This window comes from Cellulomonas fimi (assembly GCF_028527925.1).
Lineage (GTDB): Bacteria > Actinomycetota > Actinomycetes > Actinomycetales > Cellulomonadaceae > Cellulomonas > Cellulomonas fimi_C.
The window spans coordinates 38,442-51,994 of sequence record NZ_JAPESW010000009.1 but is presented as its reverse complement, the minus strand read 5'-3'; the positions used below and the strand labels follow the sequence as shown (position 1 = coordinate 51,994).

Genomic DNA, 13,553 nt, shown 5'->3' with positions numbered 1-13,553 from the left:
GTCCGCCCGTGGAGCGTCCCGTGGTGGGGACCCCGTTCGCGCGCGGCGTGCTGAGCGAGGTCCACTCCGAGGAGGTCGTCGACCTCACCGGCGACGGCGTGGCGGACCTGCTCGACGCGATCCTGTCCGTCGCCGCGCAGCTCGACCTGCCGTCGGTCCTCAACCGGTTCGTGCAGGTCAGCGCCGAGCTCACGGGCGCCCGCTACGCGGCGATCAACGTCCTCGACCCGACCGGCACGTCGACGACCTTCGTCTACGCGGGCGTGCCGACAGCCGTGGCCCGCATGCTCGGCACGGCGCCGCACGCGCTCGGCGTGCTCGGCCAGATCCCGATCGAGGGCGCGCTGCGCCTCGACGACCTCACGCACCACCCCGCGTTCCGCGGCTTCCCGAAGAACCACCCGCCGATGGGCTCGTTCCTCGGGGCGTCCGTGCGCACGGGCGAGCGCATCTACGGCCAGCTCTACCTGTCCGAGAAGGAGGGCGGCTTCACGGACGGCGACGAGAGCACCGTCATCTCGCTGGCCGCGGCGGCCGGCGTGGCCGTCGCGAACGCGCAGCTCTACGCCGAGTCGTCGCGCCGCGAGCACTGGCTGCGCGCGGGGCAGGACATCACGACGATGCTGCTCGAGGGCATCGACGAGGAGGAGGCGCTCGAGCACATCGCCGCGACCGCGCGCGAGGTCGCGCACGCCGACACCGCGGCCCTCGCGCTCCCCGGGCTGGGCGGACGGCTCCTCATCGAGCTCGCCGACGGGCACGAGGCCGACAAGCTCATGGGCACGGTCATGCCCGAGGGTGGTCGCGCCTGGACCGTGATGACCGAGGGCAAGGGGCTGCTCACGCCGTCGCTCTCGCAGTCACGGAGCGTCAAGGTGCCCGCGATGCGCGCGTTCGGGTCCGCGATGTACGCGCCCATGCAGACGTCCGGCCGGGGCGTGGGCGTGCTCATCCTGCTGCGCCGTATCGGCGAGCCGCCGTTCGAGGACGGCGACCTCGCGACCGCCGAGTCGTTCGCGTCGCAGGCGGCGCTCGCCTACGTGCTCGCGGAGGCCCGGCACGCGCAGGACGTCGCGGCGCTGCTCGACGAGCGTGAGCGCATCGCGCGCGACCTGCACGACCTCGCGATCCAGCAGCTGTTCGCGACGGGCATGCAGCTCGAGACGGTCAAGCGCCGTGCGGCACGCGGCGTCGACCCGAGCGAGCTGCTGAGCATCGTCGACGACGCGCTCGACAACGTCGACTCGTCCGTGCGGCAGATCCGCGAGATCGTCTACGCCCTGCGGGACCCGGACGCGGCGACCGGCCTGGTCGAGCGGCTGCGGCGCGAGGCGTCGCTCGCCCGCACCGGGCTGGGCTTCGCGCCGTCGGTGATCCTGTCGCTCGACGGCAGCGGGCTGTCCGACGACCCGTTCGAGGAGGACCGCTTCGACGACCGGCTCGGCCAGCAGCTCACGGACGACGTCGTGGCGGTCGTACGCGAGGGGCTCGCGAACGCCGCCCGGCACGCGCACGCGTCGTCGGTCACGGTGCGCGTCTCCGTCAACGGCAACGGCCCGCTCGGGCGCGTGCTGGTCGAGGTCCAGGACGACGGCACCGGCCTGCCGGAGCGTCGCGACCGCCGCTCGGGCACCGGCAACCTCGCGTCGCGCGCCCGGCAGCACGGCGGCTCGTTCACGCTCGGCGCGTCGCCCGACGGCCGCGGCACGCTCCTGACCTGGCAGGCCCCGCTCGCCTGACGCCTGGCCGGCGACCCGCGCGACGCGGGACGCGTCGTCAGCGCGCGACGTCGGCGAGGCGCGCGAGGAACAGCGCCTCCCCCACGGCGAGCCGCTCGATCTCGCCGGGGTCGACGGACTCGTTCGGCGCGTGGATGAGGCACGCCGGTTCCTCGACGCCCAGCAGCACGACGGCCGCGTCCGGGAGCGTCTCGGCGAAGACGTTGCACAGCGGGATCGAGCCGCCCTGCCCCGCGGTCACGGTGGGCTGGTCGAACGCGTCCGCGAGCGCCTGCGACAGCGCGGCGAAGACCGGCCCGTCGGTGCGCGCGCGGAACGGCTGGCCGACGGGCTCGGTCTCGACGGACACGTGCGCGCCCCAGGGCGCGACGGCGAACACGTGCGCGACGAGCGCGTCGCGGGCGGCGCGGGCATCGGTCCCGGGCGGGACGCGCAGGTTGAGCCGCGCGGCGGCGCGGGGCTGCACGGCGGCGGCCGACCCCACGACGGGCGGCGCGTCGATCCCGAGGACTGTCACGGCCGGCCGCGCCCACAGGGTGTCGGCGACGCTCGCACCGCCCAGCAGCCGGACGTCGGCGAGCACGCCCGCGTCGTGCCGGAACTGCGCGGCGTCGTACGCGACGCCGTCCCACGTGCCGCTCGCGTCGAGCCCCTGCACGGTGGTCGCGCCCTGCGCGTCGCGGAGCGTCGCGAGGATCGCGACGAGCGCGGCGAGGGCGTCGGGCGCGGCGCCGCCGAACATGCCGGAGTGCACCTCGCCCGCCAGCGTCTCGACGCGCACGACGACGTTGGTCGCGCCGCGCAGCGACACCGTGAGCGTCGGCCGACCGAGCGTCGCGTTGCCGGTGTCGGCGACGAGCACCGCGTCCGCGGCGAACTGCTCGGGGTGCGCGCGCACGTACTCCTCGAGCCCGCCGGTGCCCTGCTCCTCGGACCCCTCGATCGCGACCCGCACGCCGACGGGCAGGTCGCCGAGCAGCTGGCGCAGCGCCCGCAGCGCGGTCAGGTGCGCCACGACGTTGCCCTTGCAGTCCGCGGCGCCGCGCCCGTAGAGCCGCCCGTCGCGCGGCGTGAGCGTGAACGGCGGCGAGAGCCACGCCTCGTCGCGCAGCGGCGGCTGCACGTCGTAGTGCGCGTAGAGCAGCACGGTCGGCGTCCCCGCGGGACCGGGCCGGTGGCCGAGCACGGTCGACGAGCCGTCGGGCGTCGGGACGGGACGGGCGTCGTCGATCCCCTCGGCGCGCAGCGCGTCGGCCACCCAGGCGGCGGCGCGCTCGCACTCGGCGCGCGGGAACAGCCGCTCGTCGGCGACCGACGGGATCGCGACGAGCGCCGCGAGGTCGTCGAGGGCGCGTGGCATGAGCTCCGCGACGGTGCGCCGGACGTCGGCGAGGGCGGGTGCGTCAGCCACCGGTCGTCGTCCCGTCGTGCAGCTCGAGCGACCCGACGAAGTCGTCGTAGTCGTCGACGACGTCCGGGCAGTACGTCTCCAGCACGAGCCGGCCGGCGGTCAGCAGGTTCTCGGGGAACGCCGACGCGCGCACGCCCGGGCCGGCCGCACCGTTCTCGAGCCCCGTGCGACGTGCTGCGATCGCGAGCGCGCCTTCCGGGTCGGTGCACACGATCCCGCCGTCGCTGCCGAGCACGTCGGCGACGACGTCCTGGTCGAGCGGGACGAGCCCGGCGGCGTCGAACGCGGCGACGAGCTCGGCGGCCTTGGCGTCGGCCTCGGACACGTCCTTGTTGGTCTGCCGGTTCGAGAAGCCGACGATCATGGCGGCGAGCAGTCCCACGAGCAGGAGCCCCCACGCGGTGTAGACGGGCCAGCGCCGCCGGCCGGCCACGACGGGGCTCACGTCGGCTCCCCGGCGGTGGCGTCGGCGGTGGTGCCGGCCGACGCCGTGCGCCACGACGGCTTGCGCGACGCGTAGAACGCGAACGGCGCGACGAGACCAATGAGCAGGAGCCCGCCGCCCACGATCGCGACGTACACCAGCCCGTTCCCCGACGAGAACTGCGCGGGCGGCACGAACCCGATGAGCAGCGCCGCGACGGACGCGACGAACCCGACGGTGCAGACGAGCGTCAGCGCGGGCACGCGGTAGCCGCGCGGGTGGTCGGGCGCACGTCGGCGCAGCTTGACGGCCGCAACGAACAGCAGCAGGTACATGATCAGGTACACCTGCGTCGTCATCACCGAGAAGATCCAGTACGCGCTCGACACCTCGGGGATGAACGCGTAGAGCAGCGCGATCAGCGTCGTGAGGAAGCCCTGCGTCACGAGGATGTTCTGCTGCACGCCGTGCACGTTGAGCCGCTGCAGGAACGGTGGCAGGTAGCCCTCCTCGCGCGCGACGACGAGCAGGCCGCGCGACGGCCCCGCCAGCCAGGTGAGCATCCCGCCGAGCGACGCGGCGATGAGCATGAGCCCGACGATCGGCGTGAGCCACTGGATCGAGAAGTGCGCGAAGAACGCGTCGAACGCCTGCATGACGCCCGCCGTGAGCGACAGCGCGTCGGCCGGGATGACCCAGCTGATGGCGAGCGCCGGGAGGATGAAGATCGCGAGGACCAGCCCGATCGCGAGGAACATCGACCGCGGGAACTCGCGCGACGGCTCCTTGAGGCTCGACACGTGCACGGCGTTCATCTCCATGCCCGCGTACGACAGGAAGTTGTTGACGATGAGCACGAGGGACGCGATGCCGGTCCACGCGGGCAGCAGGTGCTCGGCGTCCATCGGCGCCGCGGACGGGTTCCCCTGCGCGAGGAACGCCATGCCGAGCAGCACGAGCAGCGCGCCCGGGACCAGGGTGCCGATCACGAGCCCCATCGACGACAGGCCCGCGACGGCCTTGGTGCCCTGCGACGAGACCCACACCCCGGTCCAGTACAGGACGACGATGACGATCGCCGTGTAGAGGCCGTTCGACGCGAGCGCCGGGTTCACGACGTACGCGAACGTGCTCGCGACGTACGCGAGCAGCGACGGGTAGTAGAACAGCGTCATCGCGAACTGGCACCACACCGCGAGGAACCCCGCGGGCTTCGAGATGCCCTCCGCGACCCACCGGTACACGCCGCCCGACCAGCCCGACGCGAGCTCGGCCGAGACGAGCGACGTCGGCAGCAGGAAGACGATCGCCGGGACGACGTAGAGGAACACCGCGGCGAGCCCGTAGACGGCCATCGTCGGCGCGGCCCGCAGGCTCGCGACGCTCGACGTCGTCATGAACGCGAGCGCGATCCACGTGATGAAGGTGGGTGGGGGCGGTCCGACGCGTGCCGCTGCGGGTGTCCGGGTCTGCGAGTCCGCCGCCATGCGCCGCTCCCACCGTCGTGCGGGGGCGTCGTCCCCCCGCCCGCTCGCGACGCTAGCGACGCGCGTCGGCGCGGGGCTCACCCGTCGAGGGTGGTCTCGCAGGTGGGAGGCGTCAGTGGCCGGGCTCGGCGCGCCACCCGGCGTGCTTGCGCGACGCGACCCACGCCGCGACCTGGGTGCGGCGCTGCAGGCCCATCTTCGCCAGGAGCGACGTGATGTGGTTCTTGACGGTCTTCTCCGCGACGCCCAGACGCTCGGCGATCTCGCGGTTCGACAGGCCCTCGCCGATGAGGTCGAGCACGCGCAGCTCGCTCGGCGTGAGGTTCTCCGTCGGGTCCTCGTGGCCCGCCTTGCGACGCGTCACGGTGCGCTCGTCGAGCAGCGTGCGACCCGCGGCCACCGCGCGGATGACGTCCGTGATCTCGGCGCCGCGGACCGACTTCAGCAGGTAGGCGGCGGCGCCGGCCTCGAGCGCCGCGGCCAGCGCGTCGTCGTCGTCGAACGACGTGAGGACGATCGCGCGCGCGTCGGGCTGCGCGTCGCGGACGGTCCGCATGAGGTCGATCCCCGTGCCGTCGGGCAGCTGCAGGTCGACGAGCATGACCTGCGGTCGCACCAGACCGGCGCGACGGACGCCGTCGGCGACCGACCCGGCCTCGGCGACGACGGTCATCCCGTCGGTCCGCTCGACGACCTCGGCGATCCCGCGGCGGACGACCTCGTGGTCGTCGACGATCATGACGGTGATGGGTCCCGACCTCGTCGGCTGGCTGATCGACGGCACGATGGCATCGTATCCAGGTGTGACGACGGTTCTGCTGCCCACCACGCTGGAGGACGCGCCCGCGTTCCCCGACGACGTGCGCGTCGTCCGGTACGCACCCGACGCGCCGCCGCCCGACGACGCCCTCGACGCCTCGGTGCTTGTCGCCTGGGGGAACAGCACCGAGAACCTGCGCGCGTGCGCCGAGCGCCTGACCGGCCTGCGCTGGGTCCAGACCCTCGCCGCGGGGCCGGACGCGGTGCTCGCCGCCGGTTTCGGCGCGGACGTCGTCGTGACGTCGGGCCGGGGCCTGCACGACGGTCCCGTCGCCGAGCACACGCTCGCGCTGATCCTGGCCGTCGTGCGGCGCGTCCCCGACCTCGTCCGCGCGCAGGCCGGGCACCGGTGGGCGGCCGAGCTCGGCGGCGTGCAGCCGGTCCGGCCGCGCGACTCGCTGCGCACCCTCGACGGCGCCCGCGTCGGGGTCTGGGGCTTCGGGTCGATCGCGACCCGCCTGGCGCCGCTGCTCACCGCGCTCGGCGCCGAGGTCACGGGCGTCGCGACGCACGCGGGCGACCGGCACGGCTACCCCGTCGTCACCGCCGACGCGCTGCCCGACCTGCTTCCCCGCACCGACCTCCTGATCAGCCTGCTGCCCGCGACCGACGCGACGCGGCACGCGGTCGACGCGGAGGTGCTCGCGCTGCTGCCCGCGCACGCGTGGGTCGTCAACGCCGGCCGCGGCTCGACGCTCGACGAGGACGCGCTGCTCGACGCCGTGCGGTCGGGCCGGCTCGCGGGCGCCGCGCTCGACGTGTTCGACGAGGAGCCGCTGCCGGCGACGTCGCCGCTCTGGGACGAGCCGCGGATCCTGGTGAGCCCGCACGCGGCCGGCGGCCGGCCCGTCGGCGCGGCCGCGCTCGTCGCGGAGAACTACGCCGCGTTCGCCGCCGGACACCCGCTGCGCAACGTCGTCGAGCGCTGAGTCACGGGTCGCCGCGCGACGACGTCGAGCGCGGAGTCACACGCGGCCCGTGCGCGTCGGCGCCCCGCACGACGTCGACCAGGGCGACGTCACCACCGACCGTTGCGGGGTCGCGGCTGGCAGCGCGGGCACGTGTGCGACGAGCGGTTCATGAACTCGTCGCGCCGGACCGGCGTGCCGCACCGCGGGCACGGCCGTCCTTCCTGCCCGTACACGGCGAGCGACCGGTCGAAGTAGCCCGACGCGCCGTTGACGTTGACGTACAGCGCGTCGAAGCTCGTGCCGCCCTGCGCGAGCGCCTGCGTCATGACCTCGTGCGCCCCGTCGAGCGCACGCTCGACCTCTGCCCGGCGCAGCGTGTCCGTCGCGCGCGCGTAGTGCAGCCGCGCCCGCCACAGCCCCTCGTCCGCGTAGATGTTGCCGATGCCCGAGACGAGCGTCTGGTCGAGGAGCGCGCGCTTGATCCCGGTGCGACGGGCGCGGACGGCGTCGACCAGACGCGCGCGGTCGAGCGACGGGTCGAGCAGGTCCCGCGCGATGTGGGCGACGGGTTCCGGCACGGCTGCGCGGTCCGACCCGAGCCCGCCGGGCGCCCCGTCCGGTGTCGGCACCAGGTCAGGCACGCTGAGGTGGCCGAACGTCCGCTGGTCGACGAAGTCGAGCGCCGAGCCGTCGTCGAACCCGAGCCGCACGCGCAGGTGGGGGTGCCGGGCCGCCTCGTCGAGGCTCGCGGCGTCGCGCACGAGCAGCTGCCCGCTCATGCCGAGGTGCGCGAGCAGCGCGTCGTCCTCGCCGTCGAGCAGCAGCCACAGGAACTTGCCGCGCCGCACCGCCGCGTCCAGCCGCCGGCCGGTGAGCCGTCCGCCGAAGTCGAGGGGCCCGGCGACGTGCCGCCGCACGCTGTAGTCCCGATGGACCGCGACACCCGTGACCGTCCGGCCCAGCACGTGACGGGCGAGCCCGTCACGGACGGTCTCGACCTCGGGGAGCTCCGGCACCCGCCTCAGCCCTCGGCGGACGCGTCCGCGGTGACGGCGGGCGCGTCGGCGGCGAGGGGCACGTCGCCCGCCGGGCCGTCGGGACCGCCGTCGGCGGCCGGACCGAGCGCGGCCAGGGCCTCCAGGGCGCGGTACGCGTCCTCCGCGGCGTGCTGCTCCGCGAGCTTCTTCGCCGGTCCCGTGCCCGAGCCGCGCGCCTCGCCGGCGATGACGGCGCGCGCCGTGAAGGTGCGGGCGTGGTCGGGGCCCTCGCCGACGACCTCGTACGAGGGGGCGCCCAGGCCGAGCGCCGCGGACAGCTCCTGGAGGGACGTCTTCCAGTCCAGCCCGGCGCCCAGGCCCGCGGCGGCGTCGAGCGTCGGCCCGACGAACCGGTCGACGACCGTGCGGGCCGTCTCGAGCCCGTGCGACAGGTAGACCGCGCCGAAGATCGCCTCGAGCGTGTCGGACAGGATCGAGTCCTTGTCCGCCCCGCCGGTCGCGAGCTCGCCCTTGCCGAGCAGGACGAACGCGCCGAGGTCGAGCTCGCGCGCGACACCCGCGAGCGCGCGCTGCGAGACCGTCGCCGCCCGCATCTTCGCGAGCGCACCCTCGGGCTGGTCGGGGTGGCGCCGGTAGAGCGACTCGGTGACGACGAGACCGAGCACGGTGTCACCGAGGAACTCGAGGCGCTCGTTGGTCGGGATGCCACCCGCCTCGTGCGCGAACGAGCGGTGGGTCAGCGCCAGCACGAGAAGCTCGGGGTCCAGATGGACCCCGAGCTTCTCGATGAGCCTGTCGGCCGCGGCACTCATCCCGGTCACAGGGCGGTCACGTGCGTCACGGCGACGAGCGAGGGTGTCAGCGGGCCTCGTGCTCGCTGCGCACGGCCTCGGCGTAGCGACGGCCGTTGTACGCACCGCACGACGGGCACGCGGCGTGCGACAGCTTGTCCGCCTTGCAGACGGGGCACGAGGTCAGCGTCGCGGCAGTGGTCTTCCACTGCGACCGACGCGCACGGGTGTTGCTGCGCGACATCTTGCGCTTCGGAACCGCCACGGCTAGCTCTCTTTCGTCTCGTCGACCTTGCTCGTCAGGCCGCTCAGGGCGGACCAGCGAGGGTCAAGCGTCTCATGCGAATGGTCAGGGTCGTCCGCCAGGCGAGCTCCGCACTCGAAGCACAGACCCGGGCAGTCGGGGCGGCACAGCGGCTGGAACGGCAGAGCCGGCACCACCACGTCCCGCAGCGCGGGCTCGAGGTCGATCAGATCGCCCTCCAGCTCACGCACGTCCTCGTCCTCGTCGCCCTCCTCGACCGCGGCGGCGGCGCGCTCGGGGTAGACGTAGAGCTCCTGGATCGAGACGTCGACGTCCTCGACGACCTCTTCCAGGCAGCGCACGCACTCCCCGACCGCCCGGCCACGGACGGATCCGGAGACCAGGACCCCCTCCATGACCGCCTCGAGCCGGAGATCCAGCTCGACGTCGGTACCAGGAGGGATGCCGATCACGTCGGTCCCGAGATCCTCGGGGGCACCGACCGTGAGCTGCACGGTCCGCGTCGATCCCGGACGTCGGCCGAGCTCATGCGTGTCGAGCACGAACGGCGAGCGGGGATCGAGGTGAACAGGGCGCTGCACGGCCGAAGGTCCCCTCGTCTTGGATCTCGGTCCACGCCACGACCGGCAGGACCAACCGCCAACTCTACGACACGCGACCGAGGGCTCCCAAATCAGCCCCGCGGCTCAGAGCACCGACCCCTCGGACCGGTCGTCCGCGCCGCCGTCCAGCCGGTCCGCGAGCTTCGCGCGACCCGCCTGCACCTGGCTCAGCACCTTGCCGAGGTCGATCTCGAAGTCCGCGAGCCGCCGGTCGCAGTAGTCGTCCGCATCCCGGCGCAGGCCCGCGGCCGACTCCTCGGCCTCCTGGACGATCTGCTGCGCCCGCTCGCGGGCCGCCACCACCACGGCCTCGGAGTCGACGAGCTCGGCCGCGCGCCGGCGCGCGTCGTCGATGATCCGGTCCGCCTGCGCCCGCGCCTCGGCACGTGCCGCGTCGGCGTCCGCGAGCACCTCGTCGGCGCGGGTGAGCTGCGTCGGCAGCACGTCGCGCGCCTGGTCGAGCAGGTCCAGGAGCTCGGCGCGGTTCACCAGCACGGACGACGACATCGGCATCGCCCGCGCGTGCGTCACCGCCGCTGCGATCGCGTCCAGCACGCCCGTCAGGCCCTCGGGCCGGGTCGTCGCGTCCTCGGTCATCGTGCACTCCCTCCCGTCCGCGCGAGCGCCGCCCGCACCGCGTCACCGACCCCTGCCGGCACCAGGTCGTCGATCGGCCCGCCGTACCGCGCCACGTCCTTGACCAGCGACGACGCCACGTGGGCGAGCGCCGGGTCGCCGACGACGAACACCGTGTCCACGCCCGACAGGTGCCGGTTCATGAGCGCCATGGGCAGCTCCGCGTCGAAGTCCGCGCCGCTGCGCAGACCCTTCACCACGGCCGACGCGCCCTGCTGCCGGACGAAGTCCGCGAGCAGCCCGTCGACCGCCTCGACCCGCACGCCGTCGAGGTCCGCGAACGCCGCGCGGGCCAGCGCCACGCGCTCGTCGGCGGTCAGCAGCGGCGTCTTCGACGAGTTGCGCGCCACGGCGACGACCACCTCGTCGAACATCGTCCGCGCACGCCGCACCACGTCCACGTGGCCGAGGGTGAGGGGGTCGAAGGATCCCGGGCAGACGGCTGTGGTCACCCGGCCAGGGTAGGCGAACGGCCCGTGCGCGCCCGTCGGACGCGGCCGGGTCAGTCCTCGTCCGGGCCTGGTCCGGGCCTGCCCGCAGTGTCACGGGCGCCTACGTCGTCGTCGGGCTGCGCGGCGTCGCCAGGGAGGTTCTCGGCGGTCGCCCGCTCGCCGAACCAGACGACCGTCTCGCCGTAGACGCGCCGCTCGACACCGTCCCAGCCGGCGGGCCACGTCGGCTCGGGTGAGCGGCTCGAGCGCTCGACGGCGAGCACACCGTCGTGGGCGACGCCCCGTGCCACACCGGCCAGGACGGCCGCCAGGTCGGCCTCTGCGACGTCGTAGGGCGGGTCGACAAGGACGAGGTCCCACGGGGTGACGGGTCGGCGCTGGACGAACTTCTCCGCGCGCTCGGCGGCCACGGTGACCCCGCGGAGCCCCAGGGTCGCGACGTTGCGCCGGCAGACCTCGGCGGCGTCCCGCGACGACTCCACCAGGGTCACCGCCACCGCGCCGCGGCTCGCCGCCTCCAGCCCCAGCGCGCCGGACCCGGCGTACAGGTCGAGCACGCGCGCGCCCGACACGACGCCCAGGTGCTCGAGCCGGGAGAACAGCGCCTCACGGACGCGCTCGCTCGTCGGCCGCGTGCCGCGGCGCGGCACCTGGAGCGTGCGCCCGCCCGCGGTCCCGGCGACGATGCGCGTCACCGGCGAGCCCCGGGCTTCTCGGGCGGGTTCTCCTGCGCGTCCATGATCCGCTCCATGAGCGGCCGGGTCTCGATCGACGAGGCGACGAGCACCGCGATCACGGAGAACAGCACCTGCGCGGCGAGGAAGACCGGCCCGGTCCGGCCGACGAGGATCGCGATCCACACGGGCAGCAGGCCGAGCACGACGACGTCCGGCCCGCGGGCGAGCACGGCGGCGACGCCGCCCGGGAGGGCCCCCATGGGCGTGGAGACGAGCGGCCCCGACCAGTCCGGGGCCGACCGGTACGCGGCGCGCACCGCGGCGGCGGCCCACACCGGCGTCGCCGCGACCGCGAGCGCGAGCCACCCGACGAGCCGGTCGGCCCACAGCCCGACGGCCGTGAACGCCAGCAGCGACCACGCGAGCATCGCGACGCCGGGGACCACCATGCGCAGACGGCGGACCGTCTTCGCCTCGAGCGGCAGGAGCCGGTCGAGCACGGGGGCCATCTCGGCGCGTCGTGCCCCCTCCCCCGTCGCGCTCGCGGCGACGTAGCCCGCCACGAGGACGGCCAGGAGGACGCCGAACGGGGACGCGAGCTGCGGGACGACCACGACGATCGCGGGCACGAGCGCGGCGACCAGGAGCTGCACGAGGTGCCGGGTCGAGCGCCGCAGCACCACGAGGTCGGCCGTGACGAGCGCGGACGCGGCCCCGCGGACGGTCCGCAGCCGGCTGACGCGACGACGCGCGGACGGCAGCGCGCCGTCGGTGAGCGCACGCCCGAGCTCGCGCGAGTCGAGCGAGACGACTGCGCCGACCGCCTGGGCCGCGACGGAGCCGCTCTCGCGCAGCGAGCGCTCGGGGATGTGCGCCAGGCGACGGTCGACGAGCACGCCGAGCCCCGCGACGAGCACCGCGAGCACCGCGACGAGGACCCAGCCGGGCGCGGGCGGCGGCACCTGGACGTCGGTGACGAGCAGGACGGCGGCCGCGGCGAGCGCGGCGACCGCGACCAGGTCGCCCGTGAGCGCGAGCGTGCGGCGCGCGGTGCCCGTGGTCTGCGCGGCGGCCGCCACGAGGACGACGGCGGCGGCCACGAACGCGGCGGCGACGGCGACCCGGCTGACGGTGCCCCCGGACTCGGCCAGCAGCCCCGCGTCGAGCACGGCGACCAGCACGCCGCCGACGAGCCCGGCCACGACCGGCAGACGCAGCGACGCCGGCCGCAGCAGGCCCCGCCGGTCGACCGGGAGGCCGAGCCACCACGCCGCCTCCGCGCCGCCCGCCCCGACCGGGCCGAGACGACCGGCGACGGACAGCAGCGCCCCGGCGCCCGCGACGAGCACGACCGCGACGAGCGTCGACAGGTCGAGCGCCCAGCCCGTCACGACGTGCGACGCGGGGTGCACCTCGAGCCGGAGCGTGCGCGCAGCGCCGAGCGCGATGAGCACGCTCACGCCGACCGCGATCACGGCGTAGTAGACGTCCGACAGGACCGACCCGAGGTTCGCGCCGCCGCGCGCGTTGCCGGCGTGCGCGGTGTACCGGCGGATGGCCCGCGCGGACGGGACCTCGCCGACGTCGGAGGGCGCGACCGCCGCCTCGTCGCTCACGGGTTCTCCCGGCTGATGACGCGGGCCGCCTCGGCCGGGTCGACCACGCGGCTCACGTCGTCCGACACGACCACCGCACGGTCGGCGACCGCGCGGACGAGGTCGGGGTCGTGCGTCGCGAGCAGCACCGCGCCGCCGTCGCGCTTCTCGACGTTCAGGCGGTCGGCGAGCCGGTCGCGCATCGCGCGGTCGAGGCGCTGCTCGGGTTCGTCCAGCACCAGCAGCGACCGGGGGCGGGCGAACCCGGCGGCGAGGAGCAGGCGCCGGCGCTGGCCCGAGGACAGCGCGACGGGCAGCGCGCGACGGTGGTCGGACAGCCCGAACTCGTCGAGGAGCGTGTCGACGACGCCGTCGGCGCCGAGCACGCCGTGGCCGCGCGCGGTGAGGTACAGGTGCTCCGCGACCGTGAGCGCCGGGAAGTACGCGTCGTCGTCGAGCACCGCCGCGACCCGGGTGCGGAACAGCACGTCCCGCTCGTCGACGGGGTCGCCGAACACGCGCAGCGTGCCCTGCGCCGGCGTGAGCAGGCCGAGGATCGTCTTGAGCACCGTCGACTTGCCCGAGCCGTTGGCACCGACCAGCGCGACCGCCTTCCCGGGGGCGAGCGTGAAGCTCACGGGCGCGCACACCGGTGCCCCGCCGTAGCCGACTACCAGGTCCTGGGCGCGCACGACGGGCTTCGACACGCCCGCCAGGGTAGACCGCCCGGCCGTGCGCGCTCGCCC

15 protein-coding genes are annotated in these 13,553 nt (G+C 75.0%); 2 read left to right on the top strand and 13 right to left on the bottom strand.

Features of this window, described 5'->3' with window-relative positions:
• Window positions 1–8 precede the first annotated feature (8 nt).
• The gene (locus OMK64_RS06405; RefSeq protein WP_308201775.1) at window positions 9–1,739 is read left to right on the top strand and encodes a sensor histidine kinase; all 1,731 of its coding nucleotides are present in this window, start codon (window positions 9–11) and stop codon (window positions 1,737–1,739) included.
• A 37-nt stretch (window positions 1,740–1,776) separates the two neighbouring features.
• Here the strand turns inward: OMK64_RS06405 and OMK64_RS06400 are convergent, their stop codons facing one another.
• From OMK64_RS06400 to OMK64_RS06385, 4 genes are all read right to left on the bottom strand, one after another.
• Window positions 1,777–3,150 (bottom strand): dipeptidase, encoded by a 1,374-nt coding sequence (locus OMK64_RS06400; RefSeq protein WP_272727246.1) that lies wholly within the window; start codon window positions 3,148–3,150, stop codon window positions 1,777–1,779.
• Complete coding sequence (locus OMK64_RS06395) at window positions 3,143–3,595, bottom strand: hypothetical protein (protein ID WP_272727245.1); 453 nt, start codon at window positions 3,593–3,595, stop codon at window positions 3,143–3,145. Before OMK64_RS06395 ends, OMK64_RS06400 begins: the two co-directional genes overlap by 8 nt.
• Window positions 3,592–5,061, bottom strand: coding sequence for a glutamate/gamma-aminobutyrate antiporter GadC (gadC, locus tag OMK64_RS06390; protein WP_272727244.1), 1,470 nt, complete (start codon window positions 5,059–5,061; stop codon window positions 3,592–3,594). Before gadC ends, OMK64_RS06395 begins: the two co-directional genes overlap by 4 nt.
• 112 nt (window positions 5,062–5,173) lie before the next feature.
• Window positions 5,174–5,800 (bottom strand): response regulator, encoded by a 627-nt coding sequence (locus OMK64_RS06385; protein WP_272727314.1) that lies wholly within the window; start codon window positions 5,798–5,800, stop codon window positions 5,174–5,176.
• Between the two features lie 46 nt (window positions 5,801–5,846).
• On the opposite strand from OMK64_RS06385, the gene OMK64_RS06380 reads away from it, so the two are divergent.
• Window positions 5,847–6,809 carry an NAD(P)-dependent oxidoreductase gene (locus OMK64_RS06380; RefSeq protein ID WP_374694065.1) on the top strand — a complete coding sequence of 321 codons (963 nt, stop codon included), beginning with the start codon at window positions 5,847–5,849 and terminating at the stop codon, window positions 6,807–6,809.
• Window positions 6,810–6,898: 89 nt separating this feature from the next.
• On the opposite strand, the gene mutM is transcribed toward OMK64_RS06380, so the two are convergent.
• The 9 genes from mutM to OMK64_RS06335 all read right to left on the bottom strand — a co-directional run bounded on the left by mutM (window position 6,899) and on the right by OMK64_RS06335 (window position 13,514).
• The gene (mutM, locus tag OMK64_RS06375) at window positions 6,899–7,807 is read right to left on the bottom strand and encodes a bifunctional DNA-formamidopyrimidine glycosylase/DNA-(apurinic or apyrimidinic site) lyase (protein ID WP_272727242.1); all 909 of its coding nucleotides are present in this window, start codon (window positions 7,805–7,807) and stop codon (window positions 6,899–6,901) included.
• 5 nt (window positions 7,808–7,812) lie between these two features.
• Window positions 7,813–8,601 (bottom strand): ribonuclease III, encoded by a 789-nt coding sequence (gene rnc / locus OMK64_RS06370; RefSeq protein WP_272727241.1) that lies wholly within the window; start codon window positions 8,599–8,601, stop codon window positions 7,813–7,815.
• Window positions 8,602–8,647: 46 nt separating this feature from the next.
• Entirely contained in the window at window positions 8,648–8,845 is a 198-nt protein-coding gene (gene rpmF / locus OMK64_RS06365; protein WP_162352438.1) for a 50S ribosomal protein L32, read from the bottom strand.
• Window positions 8,846–8,847: 2 nt separating this feature from the next.
• On the bottom strand, window positions 8,848–9,426 hold the full coding sequence (locus tag OMK64_RS06360; RefSeq protein WP_272727240.1) for a YceD family protein: 579 nt from the start codon (window positions 9,424–9,426) through the stop codon (window positions 8,848–8,850).
• Between the two features lie 105 nt (window positions 9,427–9,531).
• Entirely contained in the window at window positions 9,532–10,044 is a 513-nt protein-coding gene (locus OMK64_RS06355; protein ID WP_272727239.1) for a hypothetical protein, read from the bottom strand.
• Window positions 10,041–10,535 carry a pantetheine-phosphate adenylyltransferase gene (gene coaD, locus OMK64_RS06350; protein WP_272727238.1) on the bottom strand — a complete coding sequence of 165 codons (495 nt, stop codon included), beginning with the start codon at window positions 10,533–10,535 and terminating at the stop codon, window positions 10,041–10,043. Before coaD ends, OMK64_RS06355 begins: the two co-directional genes overlap by 4 nt.
• A gap of 50 nt (window positions 10,536–10,585) precedes the next feature.
• Window positions 10,586–11,230 carry a 16S rRNA (guanine(966)-N(2))-methyltransferase RsmD gene (gene rsmD, locus OMK64_RS06345; protein ID WP_272727237.1) on the bottom strand — a complete coding sequence of 215 codons (645 nt, stop codon included), beginning with the start codon at window positions 11,228–11,230 and terminating at the stop codon, window positions 10,586–10,588.
• On the bottom strand, window positions 11,227–12,828 hold the full coding sequence (locus tag OMK64_RS06340) for a DUF6297 family protein (protein WP_272727236.1): 1,602 nt from the start codon (window positions 12,826–12,828) through the stop codon (window positions 11,227–11,229). The genes rsmD and OMK64_RS06340 overlap by 4 nt, the downstream gene beginning before the upstream one ends.
• Complete coding sequence (locus OMK64_RS06335; protein ID WP_124344189.1) at window positions 12,825–13,514, bottom strand: ABC transporter ATP-binding protein; 690 nt, start codon at window positions 13,512–13,514, stop codon at window positions 12,825–12,827. The genes OMK64_RS06340 and OMK64_RS06335 overlap by 4 nt, the downstream gene beginning before the upstream one ends.
• Between the last annotated feature and the right edge of the window lie 39 nt (window positions 13,515–13,553).

What these genes read in the sequence shown, in the direction of transcription:
- OMK64_RS06385 (WP_272727314.1), bottom strand. Translation starts at nt 5,800, where the DNA reads ATGATCGTCGACGACCACGAGGTCGTCCGCCGCGGGATCGCCGAGGTC.
- gadC (WP_272727244.1), bottom strand. Translation starts at nt 5,061, where the DNA reads ATGGCGGCGGACTCGCAGACCCGGACACCCGCAGCGGCACGCGTCGGA.
- OMK64_RS06355 (WP_272727239.1), bottom strand. Translation starts at nt 10,044, where the DNA reads ATGACCGAGGACGCGACGACCCGGCCCGAGGGCCTGACGGGCGTGCTG.
- rnc (WP_272727241.1), bottom strand. Translation starts at nt 8,601, where the DNA reads ATGAGTGCCGCGGCCGACAGGCTCATCGAGAAGCTCGGGGTCCATCTG.
- OMK64_RS06380 (WP_374694065.1), top strand. Translation starts at nt 5,847, where the DNA reads ATGGCATCGTATCCAGGTGTGACGACGGTTCTGCTGCCCACCACGCTG.